The 20,073-nt window shown below is 49.2% G+C and carries 18 protein-coding genes; 2 read left to right on the forward strand and 16 right to left on the reverse strand.

The features are described 5' to 3' along the window. Positions 1-63 precede the first annotated feature (63 nt). The 4 genes from M3202_RS05265 to M3202_RS05280 all read right to left on the reverse strand — a co-directional run bounded on the left by M3202_RS05265 (position 64) and on the right by M3202_RS05280 (position 5,618). Positions 64-555 carry a spore coat protein gene (locus tag M3202_RS05265; protein WP_251222302.1) on the reverse strand — a complete coding sequence of 164 codons (492 nt, stop codon included), beginning with the start codon at positions 553-555 and terminating at the stop codon, positions 64-66. 370 nt (positions 556-925) lie between these two features. Further along, on the reverse strand, positions 926-2,179 hold the full coding sequence (locus M3202_RS05270; protein ID WP_251222303.1) for a ribonuclease H-like domain-containing protein: 1,254 nt from the start codon (positions 2,177-2,179) through the stop codon (positions 926-928). Beyond that, a complete protein-coding gene (locus tag M3202_RS05275; protein WP_251222304.1) occupies positions 2,176-4,464 on the reverse strand; it encodes a DEAD/DEAH box helicase in 2,289 nt (762 codons plus the stop codon). Before M3202_RS05275 ends, M3202_RS05270 begins: the two co-directional genes overlap by 4 nt. Before the next feature lie 239 nt (positions 4,465-4,703). Then, a complete protein-coding gene (locus tag M3202_RS05280) occupies positions 4,704-5,618 on the reverse strand; it encodes a ketopantoate reductase family protein (RefSeq protein ID WP_251222305.1) in 915 nt (304 codons plus the stop codon). Positions 5,619-6,216: 598 nt separating this feature from the next. Here M3202_RS05280 and M3202_RS05285 point away from each other — a divergent pair. Next, on the forward strand, positions 6,217-7,344 hold the full coding sequence (locus tag M3202_RS05285; protein ID WP_251222306.1) for an acyltransferase family protein: 1,128 nt from the start codon (positions 6,217-6,219) through the stop codon (positions 7,342-7,344). 13 nt (positions 7,345-7,357) lie between these two features. Continuing rightward, complete coding sequence (locus M3202_RS05290) at positions 7,358-8,431, forward strand: serine hydrolase domain-containing protein (RefSeq protein ID WP_251222307.1); 1,074 nt, start codon at positions 7,358-7,360, stop codon at positions 8,429-8,431. 100 nt (positions 8,432-8,531) lie between these two features. Here the strand turns inward: M3202_RS05290 and M3202_RS05295 are convergent, their stop codons facing one another. From M3202_RS05295 to M3202_RS05350, 12 genes are all read right to left on the reverse strand, one after another. Continuing rightward, entirely contained in the window at positions 8,532-9,314 is a 783-nt protein-coding gene (locus M3202_RS05295) for an enoyl-CoA hydratase/isomerase family protein (RefSeq protein ID WP_251222308.1), read from the reverse strand. A 26-nt stretch (positions 9,315-9,340) separates the two neighbouring features. After that, positions 9,341-10,126, reverse strand: a complete 786-nt coding sequence (locus tag M3202_RS05300) for an SDR family NAD(P)-dependent oxidoreductase (RefSeq protein ID WP_251222309.1) — start codon at positions 10,124-10,126, stop codon at positions 9,341-9,343. A 14-nt stretch (positions 10,127-10,140) separates the two neighbouring features. Then, positions 10,141-11,088 (reverse strand): dihydrodipicolinate synthase family protein, encoded by a 948-nt coding sequence (locus M3202_RS05305; protein ID WP_251222310.1) that lies wholly within the window; start codon positions 11,086-11,088, stop codon positions 10,141-10,143. Continuing rightward, positions 11,085-12,665, reverse strand: coding sequence for an acyl CoA:acetate/3-ketoacid CoA transferase (locus M3202_RS05310; RefSeq protein WP_251222311.1), 1,581 nt, complete (start codon positions 12,663-12,665; stop codon positions 11,085-11,087). The genes M3202_RS05305 and M3202_RS05310 overlap by 4 nt, the downstream gene beginning before the upstream one ends. A 24-nt stretch (positions 12,666-12,689) precedes the next feature. Next, entirely contained in the window at positions 12,690-13,805 is a 1,116-nt protein-coding gene (locus M3202_RS05315; protein ID WP_251222312.1) for a glycoside hydrolase family 88 protein, read from the reverse strand. Between the two features lie 13 nt (positions 13,806-13,818). After that, the gene (locus tag M3202_RS05320) at positions 13,819-14,580 is read right to left on the reverse strand and encodes an SDR family NAD(P)-dependent oxidoreductase (protein WP_251222313.1); all 762 of its coding nucleotides are present in this window, start codon (positions 14,578-14,580) and stop codon (positions 13,819-13,821) included. Positions 14,581-14,583: 3 nt separating this feature from the next. Beyond that, entirely contained in the window at positions 14,584-15,009 is a 426-nt protein-coding gene (locus M3202_RS05325; protein ID WP_251194035.1) for a MaoC/PaaZ C-terminal domain-containing protein, read from the reverse strand. Then, complete coding sequence (locus M3202_RS05330; protein ID WP_251222314.1) at positions 15,006-16,013, reverse strand: Gfo/Idh/MocA family protein; 1,008 nt, start codon at positions 16,011-16,013, stop codon at positions 15,006-15,008. Before M3202_RS05330 ends, M3202_RS05325 begins: the two co-directional genes overlap by 4 nt. Before the next feature lie 30 nt (positions 16,014-16,043). Continuing rightward, entirely contained in the window at positions 16,044-16,787 is a 744-nt protein-coding gene (locus tag M3202_RS05335) for an SDR family NAD(P)-dependent oxidoreductase (RefSeq protein ID WP_251222315.1), read from the reverse strand. A gap of 39 nt (positions 16,788-16,826) precedes the next feature. Next, complete coding sequence (locus M3202_RS05340; RefSeq protein WP_251222316.1) at positions 16,827-18,161, reverse strand: TRAP transporter large permease; 1,335 nt, start codon at positions 18,159-18,161, stop codon at positions 16,827-16,829. Further along, entirely contained in the window at positions 18,161-18,724 is a 564-nt protein-coding gene (locus tag M3202_RS05345) for a TRAP transporter small permease (RefSeq protein ID WP_251194031.1), read from the reverse strand. The genes M3202_RS05340 and M3202_RS05345 overlap by 1 nt, the downstream gene beginning before the upstream one ends. Before the next feature lie 106 nt (positions 18,725-18,830). Then, the gene (locus M3202_RS05350; protein ID WP_251222317.1) at positions 18,831-19,901 is read right to left on the reverse strand and encodes a TRAP transporter substrate-binding protein; all 1,071 of its coding nucleotides are present in this window, start codon (positions 19,899-19,901) and stop codon (positions 18,831-18,833) included. Positions 19,902-20,073: the final 172 nt, after the last annotated feature.

Raw genomic sequence — 20,073 nt, forward strand, 5'->3', positions numbered from 1 at the left:
CACATCCTTTCAAAAAAAGAGCAAACTGGTCTTCAGCCTGCTCTCTCACGTTTTGCTATTTACTTAGCATCCACATGATTTATTGCCCTTCATGTTATTCATCGCACCCATGACAGGCGCATTCGCTTGGCTCATCGCGCCCATCACAGGTGCGTTTGCCTGGCTCATTGCTCCCATGACAGGGGCATTCGCTTGACTCATCGCACCCATCACAGGACCATTCATTCCCATTTGTCCCATCATATTCGGGCGTGGTGGTGTCATCGCGCCGGCTACCGGTGCTCCAAACCCTTGAGAAGGAGCAACAAACTGCTGGTTGCTGATTGTTTGATCAAAGGATTGAGTTTGCGGGAAGCTTTTCACATGCTTATACACATGGTTTGTCACGTTTGTTGTATGCGTCGGATACACTTCTGGGACAATATATTCGCATGTTTTCTCTACGATATTGTGCTGTGTTGGGTGTACCTGAGCTGGCAGAACTTGTGTTGTCGTTGGCAATTGACAATGATTCGGTCTTGGCGGACAGTGATTTACTTTCGGTGGACAATGCATAAGTTTTATTTCCTCCTTTTATTGTGAGTCAATATTAACCTATGTTAGTCACTATGTAGTTGTACTAGTTGTTTCACCTATTTATAAGCAAATCATGCCGCTTCGTCTTATAGAAAGGCAAACGCCCCGTCGCGAATTTCACTCATCACAAACAACGTTAGGCCAATGATCACAAAAAACAATACTAATATGGTGCGATACATCTTCGTTCACTCATCCTTTTAATTGATTTCGCTCATATTGTAAATGATTTTCAGCTCATTGACAATTGACTTTTTAAGGAAGAAAACTAGTCTTTATTGCGCGTTCACAAAATTGTTGATTTTTGTAGGAAAATCAGTCTTTTTGCGCTTCCCCAGGAAATAGCTTTTTATTTCTTTCCCGCCTTTTTCAATAAGCGCTCCATCCTTTGCCGAAGCTGGCGATGAAGCTGCTTTTGCTTTTCGTTGGCAGGTAAATGGCGCGCCGCAAGTTCACTATAATAAATCGCCTGTTCCGGGTCTTTCCTTTTATGCTCAGCCAGCTTTGCACACTCAATCGCAGCTTCAAAGGAATGGGCGGATAACGAGGTGAGACGTTGAAAATGGAAAAATGCGTCTTCCCACTTTTCCTGCCGCTTTAACCCGGTCGCATAAGCAAAACGGGCGTGTTCAGCGATGTCATCATCTCCGTCAAGTAACTGAGCATACAGAGACGAAGCCAGCTCCCTCTCCCCTACCGCTTCATACCAGCGCGCGATTTCATAGGCTTCCCGCCGCGATGGCCGGCTCTCCTGCTGGAGCCAATCAAGCACGAGCATCGATTGACAGGCATATAACGTCATTAACGAAAGCACATCCCACTCATGGTGCTGGAAAATCCCTTTCATATAATCCGGATGCTGCTCCTGCAAAAAATCAAAATAAAGCATTGGCGCCATATAGCCCGGGGTATCTTCCACCCGCTCAAATTGCAGAACCTGTTCTTCAACGACAGAAAGCTTGCAGCTTGGCAATGCTTCCTTCCATAGTCTTCTCGCCGCATGTAATAAATCAAAATGACCAAATTGAGGCAGCTTCGGCACCTGATCACGCACAAACGTGTGACGCGTTTTCACCTGCGGCCAATCGAACGATTTTCCGTTAAAGGTCACAAGACTGCGCAAGTCTGTCACATCCGTTAAAAAATGATGGTATAGCGCCACCTCATGCTCCGGTCCAGGCAAAAAATATTGTTTGACGCGCACTTCTCCAGCTTCGATTTTCGCATAACCTAATAAAAAAATCGTATTGCCGGCTCCGCTGCTCAGGCCGGTCGTTTCCGTATCAAAGAACAACAGGTCATCCACTTGACGACCTTTCGCCGACAGTGGATGATGCCATAGATGGTCCTGCCATCTAGCGACTGCCTCTTCCACGGCGCTGAAGCGAAATCGACCATGCTGATGGTTCAGCGAATACTGCTGATTCCTTACCAGCGTATATTCGTCCTCGAACCAATGAGCGCTTACTTGCCGCTCCTTCCATTCTTTTTCAAACGGCACTTTCTGCTGAGGAGAAACGGCGCCCTCACTGCCGACGGACGAAGGCTGTTTTTCCTGAAGCTGCAGATGCTGTTTCATCCGTTGAAGCTTTTGCTTCATCATACATGTCTCTCCTCTGCTTTGCGTAATAAGGAAATGAATCTTTTCACGAGCGCTTTTGTGTTAATTCCGCTGTCGGAAGCGGCACCGACACAGGACGGACAGCCATGTTCGCACCGGCACGAATTCAGCAAATCATAAACTTGGGCAAGAATTGTCGGCAGGTGTCGATAAACCTCTTTCGCCAGCCCAATTCCCCCGGGATAACGATCATAGAGAAAAATCGTCGGAAGCTCAGAATGCTCGGCCTTCATTTGCGGAACAACATGAAGGTCATGACGGTCACACATGACAAATACCGGCGCAACCTGCTGCAGAAGCTGAGCAAGCCCAGTCAATGCCTGGTCAAACGGCGCTTCGCCAAATTGCTCGACTATTTCACTGGAAAAGCTGATCCACATCGCACTTGTATGGAGCTCTTCTTCCGGCAGATGAATCGGGCCGGAGCCGATATTTTCAAAGGTTGAGAGCTTTATTTTCTTGAAAATCGTTGCCTTGGCGTTAACCATTACATCCCCGTAATGAATGGTCGCCTCCGGCTCAGCGCGCTGCTCATCCTCTTCCAACACCCGAAGCTGCACAGCCAGATTCGCGTCGGTAAAATATTCAACCGAAACTTCCCGGACGAACGCTTTTTTCTCCTCCCAGTCAAGATATTCCACCTGGTACTGCACCCCTTGATGAAGATAAATCGCCTCATCATGCAGCAAGGTCATCGCGCTGAAGCGGTCCATTTCCCCGATCACCCGGTGATGAGCGCGGTCGCTTTGGTCAATGATCACGACATTTTCCTGCGACGCCGAACGGAGGCTGATACCATGAGCCGGAAACGCGTCATTCATCCAGTACCATTTCTTCCCACGCTGATGCAGCACCTGCTCTTCCGCAAGAAACTCAAGAATATCGTCAAGCTCCACCCCGTCAAAGGTTTCTCCCTGCTTAAATGGCAGCTCATAGGCAGCGCATTTAATATGGTCAATCAAAATAATGAGATTGTCCGGATTGATCCGGGCCGATTCCGGGCTACGCTCAAAGAAATATTCCGGATGCTGGACAATATACTGATCAAGTGGGGTGGAACCCGCCACCATAATAATCACCGCTTCATTTTGCCGTCTGCCGGCCCGTCCGGCCTGTTGCCAGGCGCTGGCGACAGATCCCGGATAGCCGGTCATAATACATACCTGGAGCTGGCCGATATCGACGCCAAGCTCAAGCGCATTCGTGCTGACGACGCCGATAATCTCACCTTGACGCAAGCCCTGCTCAATTTCCCGCCGCTGCTTCGGTAAATAACCGCCGCGGTAGCCGCGGATCGATTTCGGGCCGAGTTCTTTTTCAACAAGAGCCTGCAAATGGCTTAAAATGATCTCCACCCGCACCCGGCTCCGGGCAAACACGATCGTCTGAATATGATTCTCGAGAAAACGTTTGGCGAGCATATTAACATCAACGGTCGCGCTCCGCCGGATATGCAGCGGCTCATTAATAATCGGCGGATTATAAAAGAGAAAATGCTTTTTCCCCTGGGGCGCCCCGTTTTGATCAATTAACCGCATCGGCTCACCTGTCAGTTGCTCAGCCAGCTCTTGCGGGTTGGCAATCGTTGCCGACGTACAAATAAATTGCGGGTCACTGCCATAAAAACGGGCAATCCGCTTCAAGCGGCGAAGGACATTGGCGACATGGCTGCCGAATACGCCGCGATACGTATGCAATTCATCAATAACGATGTATTTCAAGTTCTCAAAAAACGCGACCCATTTCGTATGATGCGGCAAAATCGCCGAATGGAGCATATCGGGATTGGTAATTACAATATGACCTGCTTTCCGGACCGTTTGGCGAATCGTCGGTGCCGTATCGCCATCATACGTAAAACATCTTACCTTACCTCCCATTTCCTCTATTACTTCATTAATCTCACTATTCTGGTCCTGCGCTAAAGCCTTCGTTGGAAATAAATAAAGCGCCCGGCTTTCCTCATCCTTTAAAATCTCCTCAAGAACAGGCAGATTGTAGCACAGTGTTTTCCCGGAAGCGGTCGGAGTAACCGCCACAAAATTCTCCCCCCTGGCGGCATAGCTGACCGCCTCGTGCTGATGGAGGTAAAGCTCGGAAACTCCCCTCCGTTGTAAAGCCTGCTTTAAACGGTCATCGATAAATTCAGGAAACGGCCTGGTCCGTGCCGGCACTTCCTTCATTTCGCGCCAATGGACTATTCGCTCCTTAAAATCCTCACCATCTCGTAACTCAGCTAATAGCTGTTCTAACGTTTCTTTAAACATCCGCTCACCTCACCAATCTCTTCCTCCATTGTACCGAATGTTTGTTTGTTTTTCTAGAGGAACGGCTGGATAAAAATGACCGCTTTCAGCAGAACAGAGACTGGGACACAAAGTGTTCTGCAAATCCGGACGAATGACAGCGGGTATATCCTGAAATAAACAGTTCCTTCCACTCATTTTAGCTGAAAAAGCCCGTCGACCTCATTCACGGGAAGGTCGACGGGCTGAAGCGTCATATGCTATGATCGGCTTTTTTCATAGAGCTTGACGTTGACATAAATGCTTTTTAACACAGGGGTTTCAATCTTATGGTGCTGTGCTTTTTTAAGCAGGTACCCTTGGAGATGGTCGACCTCTACCGGGGCGCCTTTTTCCATATCGCGCTGCATGGATGATTTCATTTTATAGTCCAAAGCGATGAAACGGCCGTATTGTTCTGCTTCCACCTCTTCGGCAATTGGAGCGCCCTCCGCCCGCATTACCTGAGTGATTTCATTGATGACGGTTTTAATAACTTCCTGGCCTTCCTCCAATTCAAGGATCGGCCCGATCGGCTGCTGGAATAATGTCGTCACCCCGGACATGGCTGTAATAAACAAATATTTATTCCACAATTCGCTCATGATCGAGTTGCTTGCTTTAAACTTTCCTTTCGTTCCGGAAAAAACGTCCTCAAGCTGCTTAAGCCGCTCTGTTGCTTGTCCATCAAGCTCCCCGAACAGGAAATGATGAATGCCGCTCGTTTGCTGGATGATTCCGTCTGCTGTCACGGTCGATTCAATGAAACAGAGACCGCCCATCACCTGCTCCTTTGAAAAAGCTTGCTGAAGCTGTTCAATGTGCGCAATTCCGTTCAGCATTGGAATAATGATCGTTTTGCTATGTACAAACGGTTTTACAGAGTCAATCGCCTGATCGAGATGATACGCTTTTGTCCCAATTAAAACAACATCGAACGACCCTTGATCCGCAGCGGTGATCACTTGCGGGATAACGCTTACATCCCCGTGCTTACTTTCTACGACGAGGCCATCTTCAAGCAGCTGCTGCTTTCGCTTTTCACGTACTAAAAAGGTCACGTCTTCTCCCTTTTCAATTAATCTTGCGCCAAAATAGCCTCCAACTGCTCCTGCTCCAACGATTAATATTTTCATCTTTTCATTCCTCCTCTATAAACCCCTTACTAGTAAGTATACAACGTGTTTTTTTACTTTAGTAGTTTTTTCTATTTCTCGGCATGTACTCGCCCCGTTTGCTGAGCCATCATGATTTCTGTTCTCCCTGCCTGTCTTTGCTTCCATCAACCTGAAAACCGTCCGCTAAATGGCTTGCTAACTTCTTTAATCGCGGTTTTAATTTTTTTCATTTATAAAGAAATATGGTATGTGAAATTATCAAAATAATCTTTCTTTCATTCTTTTTTGTGACATTACACAGTTTTTCAAGATACGAAAGACAGCCTTAACAAAATTACTTCTGTTACAAATTTTATCCAAATAAACAGAACGAAAGACCCGTTGATTTTAACCTTTCTACTATGCTTATCCCGTCCACCTTTTGGAATTAAAAGGGTTTTACTCCCTTTTTTGGCGCTTAGCTCCTGTTTGATCGGCTTTTTACTTTTTTCTGGTTATCTACTATACTTCAAATTACATAGTACAGTGTTTTCTTTCTACGTGAAAGGGGATTAGAGAAGCAAGACGAGAGATGCGATGACGGATTTTATCACATAAAGAAAGATGATGATCTCTTATGGGCAAACAATATTTGCATGAAATTTCTTTTTTACGAAGCATCGCCTGTTTAAGCATAGTCCTTCTCCACTCGATTGACTGGGGCATGGACTATATTAGCTTCCTTGCGGCCTTGCCGAACTACAGTAAGCTGGTGCTTGATTCAGTCAATATGTTCCTATATTATGGTACGCCGACGTTCATCTTTATCACGGCGCTCATTCTCGGATTCAGCTACAAAGGACAAAAGGAGATCCCGGAAAATTTTTTAGCAAAACGGGTCAAATTTATTTTGATTCCTTACGTCTGTATGGGATTTCTTTATGCTTTCCCTTATTTGCTCGTTTCTTCAGGAGAGTTCGCCAAAAAAGCGTTTTTAAACATTTTTATCGGCGATTTCCATGCCTACTTCGTCCTGATTATTTTTCAATTTTATTTATTGTTCGTCTGGGGCCGCAGCTGGCTTGACCGCCATCCGCCTTTAAAGGTGATCGGCTTATCTCTCATTCTCAATGTCATTTATTTGTCAGTGTTCAATTTTACCGACCCGGTCGCGCTGCCGTTTGCCGATTACATTTGGGAGCGCTATTATTGGATTCCATTTCCAGGCTGGATCTTTTACTTTACTTTAGCCTATTACATCGGTTCTCACTATGAGACTTTTTCAGCGATGATTAAAAAGTATAAAGTTTGGGTCTTGATCGCCCCGTTTGTCAGCGGCGCTGTTTTGCTTCTTTCCTACCATAATGGCTTTACCATTGACAGCTCAAAGCGGGTTGATATACTGTTTCATACATGCAGCGTAATCGTTTTTGTCCTTTATTTTGCGATGAAGATGAAAACCGTTCCGCAGTTATTTATTAAAATCAGCCAATATTCGTACGGCATCTATTTGCTTCATACGATGTACATGGCCTTGTTAATTATTCTTTTTGATTACACTCCGCTGAATTTTGGCATTTTTACGATTCTTGTCTTGTTTCTTGTCAGTACCACCTTTTCCATGTTGACGATTTTCGTGTTAAATAAGTGGAAATACGGTCATTACATTGTCGGCAGAATTAATGTTTCAACGGCAAAGACGAAACGGCGGGAGATCAAGACGAGTCAAGCGGCAAGTATTCCTTCATGTAATCGAACGAGTTAGGAATGGGTCATTTATGAGTAAACGCGAAAAAAGAACGATCATTATACTAGCAGGGATGATAAATATGATTGCTCTTCTCATAATCGGGCATCAAGACACACCGCTTCTTAAAACGGAGTCGACCTGGCCGAAGCATGAAAACCTCGAAGAGATCGGCTGGTCGGAAGAAAAGCTTGAAGAAGCCCGCAAATTTTACCGATCGCTTGGCTCAACGGCGGCGATGGCGATTTATGACGGAAAAGTGTTATTCTCCTGGGGGAACACAAGTCAGAAAAGCAACGTCCATTCCATTCGCAAAAGCTATTTAAGCGCGCTGTACGGAATTCATGTTCAGGAAGGGACGATCGCTTTATCGAAAACGCTGCGTGAGCTTGGGATTGAAGATCGCGTCGCGTTGACGGAGATGGAAAAAGAGGCGCAAATTGAAGACTTATTAACGTCACGTTCCGGTATCTTTTTAAGAGCCGGAGAGGAATCTTTAATGATGAGATGGCGGCGGCCTGAACGGGAGCTTCACCTCCCTGGTTCGTATTTCTACTATAATAATTGGGACTTCAATGTGTTAGGAACGATCTTCAACAATCTGACCGGCAAAGATTTATTTGATGAGTTTTATCACAAAATTGCCCTGCCGCTTGGAATGGAAGATTTTGAGCCTGAGGATGGAAGCTATAAGTATGAACTGCGCCGCTCGTTGCATCCATCCTACCTTTTCCGGATGTCAGCCCGTGACATGGCGCGTTTCGGACAACTTTATTTGCAAAACGGACAATGGGAAGGAAAACAAATTATCCCCGAGGAATGGGTCGAGGTGAGCACGCAGGCTCATGCACATGCGCCTTCCTCCAATGAATATGGCTACGGCTATATGTGGTGGGTCGCAGAAAAAGAGTTTGCCGATGTCGGCCTTTATTCTGCTGTCGGCCGCTACGGGCAATCGATCGATATTGTGCCGGAAAAAAACCTTGTTTTCGTTCACCGGGTCAATTCGGACCGCTTCTTTAACCGGACTGTCCGCTACGTCAGCTCCAGTCAGCGATTGCAGCTTTTATCGATGATCCTCGATGCAAAAATCGAGCCGGAGTGAGAATTTCCAGAGAAAGCTGGCGTTGAAAAGAGGTAGACAAAGGGCGCGCTTCGCCTTTTGTCTACCTCTTGATTTTAATAGGATGTGAGCCGCGTCTTCTTTACTCAAACCTCGGCTCTCTTTTTTCAAAGAACGCTTTAACGCCTTCCTCACAATCGCGCGTTTGAAAAACCCGATCACTCAGTTCCAGCGTCAGCTCCGTATTCTCGGCAACGGTCAATCTCGCTGATCGCTTAACTCCTTGTTTAATCGCTTTTAATGATGCCTTTGGCTTTTGTGCAAGTCTTTCTGCAAGACGAAGCGCGTAATCAAAAACGTCGTCGTCAGGAACCACTTCATTGACTAGTCCGATGCGGTAAGCCTCCTTAGCGTCGATTAAATCGCCGAAATACATCAGCTCGAGAGCCTTCGCTTCGCCGACGACTTGCGGAAGACGGAATAACCCGCCGCTTCCCGGAAAGACACCTAAATTAACCTCTGGAAAGCCAATGCGGCTCGTTTCAGCGATAATCCGGATGTCACACGCTAACGCTATTTCTCCGCCGCCGCCGCAGGCGACACCATTGATCGCGGCGATAACCGGTTTTGGCAGCGCCTCGATCGCGTTGAAAGCTTCGTTTTCCTTTCTTAGCTTTTTTCCGATAACATCATCCCGCACGCTTGGAAATTCGTTAATATCCGAGCCGGCGCAAAATGCTTTTTCACCGGCACCGGTTAAAATGACGACCCGCACTTCATCATCCGCTTCAATTTCTTGCAAAATGGAACGCAACTGCTTCGTCGCTTCGAGCGTCGTCACATTCAAGGGCGGATTGTTAAGCGTCAGCACCGCCACTTTATTTGTTCGTTTTTCAAATTGAATCAGTTCACTTGCTACGGTCATTTCTTTTCCCCTTTCCTGAACGTAATTTATAGCATAAAGGCCCCGCCGCTAATATGGAGGCACTCTCCTGTTACATAGTCCGCTTCACGGGAAGCGAGGAAGGCAATCGCCCCGGCGACATCGTCGGGCGTACCGGCGCGTGCCAGCGGCACTTCGCCAATCCGCTGCCGCTTTGGTTCCCCGACCTTCATTCCTTTCAGCTCCGCCCACTCCCGGTCGCATCTCTCCCATAATGCCGTATCAACAATCCCGGGTGCAACCGCATTAACCCGAATGCCCGTATCAGCAAGGGCAAGAGCGAACGATTTCGTTAAACTGATGATCGCCGCTTTCGAGGCCGCATAATGGGCGTAGAGCGGATGACCGTTCCTGCCCATCACCGACGCGACGTTGATAATAACTCCGCCAGTGCGGTTCTGTTTCATCGCCGCCGCTGCCACCTGCATCCCGAAGAAGCTCCCTCGCGCATTGATGTCAAGCATCCGGTCCCAATCATCTGCCGTAATAGTTAAAATATCCTTCACTTGCTGGATGCCGGCATTATTAACCATAACAGTTAACGGGGCGGCAAACTGCTCCTGGGCAATTGCCGGAATTTCGCTGACAGCCTCCTTGTCGCGCACATCCACAGCTAACGGAAATGCCTTCCCCTGCTGCTCTTCAATCAGCCTCACCGTCTTTTCGGCATCAGCGGCATATTGATCGGTAACGAGCACGGCCGCGCCCTCCGAGGCAAATTTGAGCGCCGCCGCGCGCCCGATGCCTTTTCCTGCTCCTGTAATCGCCACGACTTGCTTTGCCAATCTGTTCATCGTCTTCACCTGCTTTAGCGGAGATTTTCCGAGCCTGGCAAACGCGCTTCAATCAGCGCCTTTCTGATCTGTTCCCTTTCTTCAGCGGAGATGCGTTGAAGCGGCGGACGGACATGTGCTTCGTCAATCCGGCCGAGCATCGCGATCGCTTCCTTCATCCGGTTATGCATATCGATAAACGGCTCGGCATAGAAAACCTGTACGAGCGGATAGAGGCGGGCGGCATGCTCTCTTGCCAATGCCAGGTCACCCTTTTGCACGGCGTCGAACAAAGCGGCCTGAATTTCGGCAATCATACTGCCGTGTCCGGATAAAATGCCGTCCGCCCCGATGCAAAGTGAAGGAAGCAACGCCTTGCTGAAGCTCGTCAAAACAGATATATGCTTCGGCAGGGCCTTCAGCTCGCGATAGTTGCGCTCATAGACGCTAATGTCATTGGACCATTCTTTGATCGCCACCACTTGATCAATGTCACGGCAAATCCGGACAACGGTTTCGGTCGGCAAATGCAGTCCCGACGTGACCGGATACACAAAGGCGATCATTGGCAACGATGTCGCTTCGGCGATTGCTTCATAATGACGATAAGCCATTTCAGGTCTGAGCTGCGCGCCCAGATCAAGCACAGCGGACGGAAAGATTAATAAGCAATCTGCCCCTTCCCGTTCAGCCATTTTCGCCAGCTCGGCGGCCTGCTTCGTCCCATCGGCATAAATTCCGCAAATGACCGGAATTTCCTTGTCTGCTTCTTCGACGGTGATCGCCAGGCTGCGTTGCTGCTCCTCCCGGGTTAATGTCGCGATTTCAGCGGCATGACCATTTGTTGTGATCGCGCTAACTCCGGGCGTCTCAATCAATGCACGGAGATGGCGGCGGTAATTTCTTTCATCAATGTCCAAATCGCTTGTAAACGGCAATAAATTAGCGGGGATGACTCCTGACAGCTTTAGATCTTTTTTCATCTTACATACCTCCTTGATTGTTTCCCTGCAAATCGCTCCGCTTCATCTAGTCCGATTTTTTCCGGGGAAAAAATGCGTTTATCCATATAAGTAAGTTCCTCTGCAATATGCGGCCGGTACTCCATTTGCTGCAAAATATCGCGCTCCAGCTCAACTCCCGGCGCAATCTCGATTAACGTTACCCCTTTATCTGTCAAAGTGAAGACGGCGCGCTCTGTCACATAATAAACTTCCTGCCCTTTTTTCAGCGCTTCACGGCCATTAAAGGTGAGATGCGCGAGTTCCCTGACAAATTTTTTATGCCGGCCCTCGTGGATGATGCGGATCGCCTGATTCTCAATCGCGACATGTAATTGCCCTGCTGTAAACGAGCCGCAGAAGACAATTTTTTTCGTCGCATGGACGATATCAATAAAGCCGCCGAGATTATATTTGCCATTAACCTTGCTGACATTAATGCTGCCATCCGAGGCTATCTGGGCCATTCCGAGGCAGGTCATATCGAGCCGTCCGGCATCATAAAAATCAAAAATTGCATGAGCATCCATAACCGCCATCATATTAACGCCGGCGCCAAACGCTTCTTTATTGTTCGGAATTCCGCCGACCGGGCCGTGCTCGACGTTGAAAATCACCTGCTCGGCAATGCCTTCTTCAGCAGCGATTTGCGGCACGCCGGCACTAACACCGAAACCGAAGTTGACAAGCGCCCCAGGCTCAAGCTCCATTGCTGCCCGGCGCGCAATCACTTTTTTGTAATCGAGCGGTGCCGGAGCAAGCTGTTTGACAGGGAGGCGAATATCGCCGGTCCAGGCCGGATTGTATGGCATATTCTTCATTTGCTCAGGAACGAGAACAACATAATCGACAAAGATTGCCGGGACCGTCACTGTCTTCGGATGAATGCTGCCGCGTTCGGCGAGCTGAGAGACCTGGGCAATCACGATGCCGCCATTGTTTTTTGCCGCCATTGCCTGGTGGAGGATTCCGATGGAATTAGGCTCATGCTCCAGCGACAGATTGCCATCTTCATCGGCCGTTGTCGCCCGGATGATCGCGACATCGGAAGGCAGCGCTTTGTAAAATAAAAATTCCTGGCCGTCGATCACCTGAACGGTCGCCAGCTCCTCCGTCGTTCGTGGCGTTAATTTGTTTTGCGCCATGCGCGGATCCACCATCGTATGCAGGCCAACCGCTGTCAGAATGCCGGGCTGATGGGCGGCGGCGGACCGGACCATATTGTAAAGCGCCCCGTATGGCACTAAATAAGCTTCTACCTCGTTTTCAGCAATTAATGTGTTTAATCGATCTACCTTCAGCGTATAATAGCTTCCGGCATAAATTCGTTTCACCATTCCTTTGTGGGCAAAGCGGTCAATTCCCGTGCCGCTGCGCTGTGCTCCGGGAATGACATTGTACACGAGCGTCAACTGATCAGGCTGCTCTGTTTCCAAATAACGTTGCTCAAGCTGTTGCAAAACCTCATCCGGCAGCAGCATTTCTCCATTTCCGGAGACGCTTATCGTCTGTCCGGACTGAATCAAAGCCGCTGCTTCTTTGGCAGACAGGACTTCCATTCTCTCATCCCCTTTTTTTGCCAGTTAATAGAAAAGCGCCAATCGCTCGTGATCGTTTTTATGAATTAAGCGGTATAACGCCTCAACGAAATAATAATCACCGTACATCGTCGACTCGCCGATCCCGGAGCGGCGCGGCTGATCAACGGTCGCTCTTTCAATCAAGCCATAGCAATCAGACCGGGGCGAAAAGCAATGGTCAACCAGCGCCTGAACAAGAAGCTCGCCGCGCTTATGCCAGCGCGCCTCCTGCTCCGCCGGTGATTGGTCGGCAAGCAGGAGCATCCCGGCTGCGGCAATGCTCGCCGCCGAAGAATCAATCGGCGCATCCGGCTCATTTCTAAAATAAAAATCCCAGCGCGGCAAAGTCGTTCCGTCGTCAAGATGGTCCCAGAAGTAGTCAGCGAGCCTGGCGGAGCAGTCAAGATAGCGCTTCTCCCCCGTATAGCGATACATATTGGCAAATCCATACAGTGCCCAGGCCTGCCCGCGGGACCAGCAAGTTTCGGCGGAAAAGCCTTGATGCGTCCCCCGTTCAACAACAGCAAAGGACTCGGTGTCCCAGCGCACTGTATGATAGGTGGAAGCATCCGCACGCACATGATAGCGGATGATGTTGTCGGCAACCTGTATGGCGGTTTGCGCCAGTTTTTCGTTCCCTGTTTCTTGACTTGCCCAGACCATGAGCGGTAAATTCATGATCGTATCAACGATGGCGACACCTTCATAGCCCGGCTCATCCCAAGCCAAAATCAATCCTGCTCGCTCCTCGTAAAGATCGCTCATATTATAGGCGCCGGCAATCGCCAGCTCTTTCAGCTGGCCGTCACTTGTCAGACGCTCGCCCATTACGCAGCTCGGGCCGAAAAGAAAGCCCATATCATGCGTCTTGTTGTCATCCGTCCGGGCTTTCAACCTTCGCGCCCAAGCTGCCGCCTGCTGAAGCGCCTTCTGCTGATCGGTCTCATAGAGTGATTTGATCCATTGCAATCCCGTCCAAAAACCGCCGGTCCAATGACCGTAGCGGAATGTCAGCCATTTTCCGTCCTTCGTAATATGAGGAAAATCGCTCACTTTCTTTTCGATCTCCGTCACTTTCTCCAGGCTTTTCATTAAGACATCTGCTAGATTATTCGTCATCCCTCATCCGCCCTTAGTCCATTAAGGTGCCGCCATTGACTTCGATCATTTCGCCAGTCATGTAATCGGCTGCCTCAGAAGCGAGAAACAGCACCGCACCGACACATTCCTCCGGTGTCCCCTCACGGCCGAGCGGGATTTGCATCTGCATCTTCGCCCGCATCTCCTCTGGCGTGTAGCGATCATGGAACGGCGTCGCGATAATTCCCGGAGCAATCCCGTTTACGAGAATATTTGCGGAAGCGAGTTCCTTCGCCAGCCCCTTTGTAAACGTGCTTACCGCCCCTTTTGAAGAGGCGTAAGCGATCGAACCGCCACCGCCGCCATTTCTCGCAGCCTGTGAGGAGAGATTAATAATCTTGCCCCCTCCCTGCTGTTTCAAAAGTGGAATCGCCTGCTTCGAGCATAAAAAGACCGATTTCGCATTAACTTCAAAGACGCGGTCCCACAGCTCTTCCTCCATTTCCTCAATCGCGGTTCGCTTTAACAGACCGCCGGCATTATTGATTAAAAGATTCAGCTTGCCATAGGTGTCAACCGTTTGCGCAAATAAGGCTTCCACTTCTTCCTTGCGTGATACATCGGCCTGGACCGCGATGGCGCGTCCTCCTTTTCTTTCAATCTCGGAAACAACCTCTTCCGCCTTCTCTTTGCTGTTGTTATAATTGACGACAACTTGGGCGCCAGCTTCGGCAAGCCCTTTCGCAACCGCCGCCCCAATTCCTGTGCTCGCTCCGGTTACGATCGCGACCTGCCCGTTCAATTCAATCTTCATACTTTAGTCCTCCCTGTCGATGAATTTTAAAATATGTGTTGCGACGGTACAAAGCTCGTCATCCTGATTGCGGACTTCAATCGACGCCTTTGTCTTTTGCCCGCCTTCGTCCACTTCGGTAATCGTATATGACACGGTTATCGTATCGCCGATAAAAATCGGCTGAATAAAGCGGATCCGGTCATAGCCGTATGAGACGGCAGGCAAGCCGGTTTTTTCAACCATTAATGTTGAAGTCGTCGAGGCAAAGCCGACCGAAAGCACGCCATGAGCGATTCTTTTCTTATAAGCTGTTTTACTCATGTACTGCTCATTGACGTGATTCGGACTTAAATCCCCGGTAATCCCGGCGAACAAATACACATCGGTCTCGCCGATCGTTTTGCTGAATTGAACCGAATCGCCCACTTTAATTGGCAGCTGCTTCATTGCTTCACCCCCTCTCCTTTTTCTGCAAGTGAAATCACCCGCTTTTGATCTAGCGACTGCTTGACAGCATCAAGCACTCTCATCAGCGTAACGATTTCTCTTCCGGAAGCAATCGGCTCACGCCCATCAATGATCGCTTCGCAAAACTCCGCCATTTGCCGCTCGAAATTGACGCCGCCATCAAGATAGGAGCCGTACGGCTCTGTCACCATTAGCTCATCAGCGATCCATAAATCTTTTTCATCCTTAATCCGCATCGTCCCATTTGTGCCGACGATAATTCGCTCATTATAAGGTGGCGCGCAATGAAAGGAGAGATGAACCGTTGCTGTTTTTCCTGAAGGAAATGTCAACACAATCGTCGCCTGACTTGTGCCGGCCAGCTGGTCGCTGAAGCTTCCGCCAACCGCATAGACCGTTTCCGGTGCTTCCTCAAGAAGATACAATGTCGTATCGAGCGGATGAGGGGCGTTTAACTCAACAATGAGATGCTTCATTTCGTTCCACCATTCCGTCAGTACCCGGTCAAACGACACACCTAAATAATGAGTTGTGTCGATCACTTCACCGATTTGTTTCTGTTTCAGCGAAGCTTTGGCGGCGCGTGCCGCCTTAAAAAAGCGCCGGCATTGCGCGATCATCAGCGTAACATGGTGCTTGTCGGCCGCTTCAACCATTTTTTCAGCCTCTTCAACGCTCATCGCCATCGGCTTCTCGACAAGGATGTGCTTGCCGGCCTGCGCCGCGGCGATCGCCTGCTCCGCATGCACTTCATTTGGTGTGCAAAGAATAACACCGTCAATTTCAGGATTATTTAATAGCTCCTCATATTCGGTATAGATGGACGGAATGCCGTACTCTTTCGCTGCTTTTTCAGCCCGGCTGCGGTTTCTGCTCATGACAGCGACAAGCTCAGCCTTTTCCTTCGCCTGCAAGATGCTGCGAATATGAGCCGTTGATATTCTGCCGATTCCGACTACGGCAAGCTTTACTTTCTTCGTCAATCGAATCATCTCCTTCGCCTCAATTTGGCATTATTCCATTAAAATCCCGCCATCGACATTCAGGCTTTCGCCGTACACATAGCTCGCTTTATCCGAACAGAGAAACAGAACGGCATTCGCAATCTCTTCCGGCTTCGCAAACCGCCCAAGCGGAATAGCGGCTGCGACACTTTCCCGTAATTCCTCGTTCAGCTGATGATGCATCGACGTATCAGCCGGGCCCGGACAAATGCTGTTTATCCGGATTCCCGACCCGGCCATCTCTCTTGCGATTGATTTCACCATCGCCAGCACGCCGCCTTTTGACGCACCGTAGGCGGCGGTGCCGATTCTTCCACCGCCGCGCTTCGCCGTGTCCGAAGCAATCGCGACGATGCTGCCGGTCTTTTGCGGCAGCATCAGCTCATATGATTTCTGCACGCAAAGAAATGTGCCGCTTAAATTGATCCGTATAACCTCCTCCCATTCAGCCAACGTCAGCTCAAGCAGCTTCGTTTTATTAATCACGCCGGCACACGTCACGCAATGATCAAGCCTGCCGAACTGCTGGCCGATAGCGTCAAATAGCGCTCCAACGCTCTCCTCATTCCTGACATCAACCTGATAGGCGCTTGCCCGCCCGCCGTATTCCCTGAACACCGCAGCGACAGCTTCCGCCTGTTGCAAATCGCGATCAGCAAGGCAGACGGTCACTCCTTCCTTGAAAAAAGCTTCCGAAACAGCACGGCCTATCCCGCTTGCTGCCCCGGTGACTAAAGCAACTCGTTGATTCATCTCGATCAGCTCTTTTCGCTCATATTTTTTTGTTTTCCGTTATGGACAAATATAGCCGCCTTCCGGTCCGACAAAGCAGCCGACTGATTCCGGCATAAAGACCTTCGGCAAATACAGCACCGTATCAGGGAAAAAGACGACGATCGTCAAGGTGATAATAAACACTCCATACATCGGCAAGCATTGCAGCAAAGCGTCTTTAAAGCGGACCTTTGACAACCCGGACGCCAAAAGCAAAGCGAGGCCGTACGGTGGTGTAATTAAACCGAAGGCAAGCGTGATAATGACGATAACCCCCATATGAACCGGGTTGATATTGCCAAGTTCGACAAGGGAAATGACAATCGGCATAAAAATAATGATCGCCGGAACCGCATCGACAAATTGGCCGACAACAATAAACATCAGGATGACAAGAAACATAATCAAAATCGGATTGGTGCCGGCAAAGCGCTCGATATAGCCGGAAACGACTTCGGGCGCTTTTAAGTAAGCAATCATCCAGCCGAACGCCGAGGCTGCCGCGACGCAGATTAACGGCACCGAATAGAGGACGCCGGCATTCATAAAATCTTTATGAAGATGGCGCAAATGGCTCTTTTTTAGGACGGGAATCGCGACGCAGATCGTGTAGACGACGGCAATCATCCCGGCTTCTGTCGGCGTAAACCAGCCGCTCAAAATTCCGCCCATAATAATAAACGGAATCATCAGCGGAAGCGCCGCCCTCTTTGCTGCCTGGCTGATTTCCACAAAGGTCGAGCGCTGTTTGCGAATCGGCGGCGCCTGAAAGAAGAAACAATACACCATAAAGCCGCCGGCGATTAAGATGCCGGGAATAATTCCTCCAAGAAAAATGCCGATAATCGAAACTCCGCCGCTCGCCCCGTAAATGATCGCCATAATGCTCGGCGGCACGATATTGGCCAATGTCGCCGTTGCGGCGATCAACGCCGCGGTAAAGGCCGGATGATAGCCTTCATTTTTCATCTGCGGAGCGAGGATTCTCGTCGCCGCAGCCACATCAGCGGTTGAGGAACCAGACATCCCCGCGAAAAACAGACTGAAAACGGTGTTTACTTGGGCCAGCCCGCTGCGAATATGACCGACCAGGCTGTTGGCCAGGCGGATAATCCGCTCGGTAATATTCGTTGAGGCCATCAGCTCGCCGGCAAGCAGGAAAAATGGAACCGCCATCAGCGGGACGGAGTTAATCCCGTTAAACAGCTGACCGACCATTGAAGGAAGGCTGATCTCTGTGAACAAGGTGGCAACGAGCACGCTGGCAATAATCGCAAAGGCAACAGGCACGCCAATTACACCAAAAAAGAGAAACAGAAAGCTCATTAATCCGATTATCATTCCAGCTGACATTATCCGGTCATCTCCTCTTCATCCGACTTGTTTTCCTCAAACATCGAGTGCGTATGAAATCCTTTTTTCCACCCATTAATGAGCTGCTCAATCGTAAAGAGGGAGATCAGCACCCCGGAAATGGGAAGAATAACGGTCAAGACAGCGATCGGGGTCATTGAAGGCATCAAATAGCTTTGAAAGCCGTGCAGGAAATTGATGTAGCCGAAATACAATAACGACAGAGCAACACCGAGTACGACAAGACGGTTAAATGTTTCCAGCAGTACGCGGCTTGCTCCTCGCAAATTTTCAGTTGTATTGGCAAGTATGACATGCTCATTACGGCGTACGGCAACCGAAGCGCCTAGAAAGATCCCGTAGACGAAGAAGCCCAATGTTACCTCTTGGAGCCAGAGCCACGGATGACCTATCGAGCGGGTAACGACGTCTAGAAAGACACCTAATGTAAAGCCCGCTATCGCCACTCCGCAAAGAATCATCAAAATCCGCTCCAGCACATCAAATGCTTTCCATTTCAAGTTGCGGTCTTGTTGAGAAACAATCGTTTCCTTTTGACTCATTCCAGACACCTCACTTTTGTAGAACGGGTCTGCTCCAAAGACGGAATGGCTGTTGAAGCAGACCTTGCTCAAATTGCTGGCGATCCGTTACCGAAAACGAGTTTGCTTAGCGCAACGCACGAACGAGCTGTAAAATTTTCTCGGCATGCGGTCCCATTTCCGCCGCTAATTGATCCTGAATCGGTTCGGCCGCTTCCATAAAGCCCGACTTGTCTACCTCCTTCACCACTTTCACTCCAAGCTCTTCCAGTTCGGCCAACGACTCCGCTTCCAGCTCCAATGCCTTCTTCGGCTGGTTTTTGCCGACTTCATCAGCGGCAGCCTGAACCCATTCCCTTTCTTCTTCCGTTAAGCTTTCCATCACTTTGTCGCTCGCCCAGACGACGGAATTGTTGGCGGCATGCTGAGTAATCGAGAGGATCGGGGCAACCTCATAATGCTTGTTTTCCAAATAAACATTAATGCCGTTTTCAGCGATATCCATTACTCCGGTCTGGAGTGACGTGTAGACTTCGCCAAATGCCATATGAACGGTTTGCGCTCCATAGGCCGGCATATGCACGTCCTCGGTTCTTGTGGCTTGTACGCGAATTTTTTTGCCATTGAGATCGTCGACGCTCTGAATTTCATCCTTGGAATACATATTGCGCAAACCTAGCGTCATCGGCGACAATACTTGTGCTCCGGTTACCGACTCACTGAACATATCCTTCAATGCCTGCGTGACTTCCGGATCAGCCAAGGCGCGGGCGAGGTGGTCTTCATCCTCAAAAATATAATGCAAGGAAAAAACGGCTGACTGCTCCGCTACAGTTGTCGCATTCGCAGTAGAACTGATAATAAAGTCAATATCTCCGGAACGAACCTTTTGCAGCATTTCAGGCTCTGAGCCAAGCTGAGCTCCCGGATAATGGGCAATCGTCATCTTGCCGCCGCTTAATTCTTCAAGCTTCTCACGAAAAATTTCTCCGGCGATTCCGTAACCGGTGGACTGCGGCTGGTCGTAGCCGAATGAAAATGTTCGCACTTCTCCATTATTTGCGGCCTCCCCGCCGGCATCAGGCGCCGGTGCATCCGGAGTTTGTGCAGGATCGCTTGACGTTCCGCCACCGCAGGCAGCAAGCATCATGATAACGCTTACAAATAAAATCACCGTAAGACCTCTTTTTTTTCCCATATTATCTCCTCCTTACCTGTTATCGTCTTGCGAAGTCAGTCGTTTTCCCCACCTCCTTTCAGTGATAAAGGGCGATCTTAAGAAAACGTTTACATTTTTTTCGACAAATTCTTTGAATTAAAAGCGGTTAAATTGGAGAAATCAGCTAAATTACGCATAATATAAGAAAACG

It is taken from the genome of Halalkalibacter oceani (genome assembly GCF_023715605.1).
Lineage (GTDB): Bacteria > Bacillota > Bacilli > Bacillales > Bacillaceae_D > Halalkalibacter > Halalkalibacter oceani.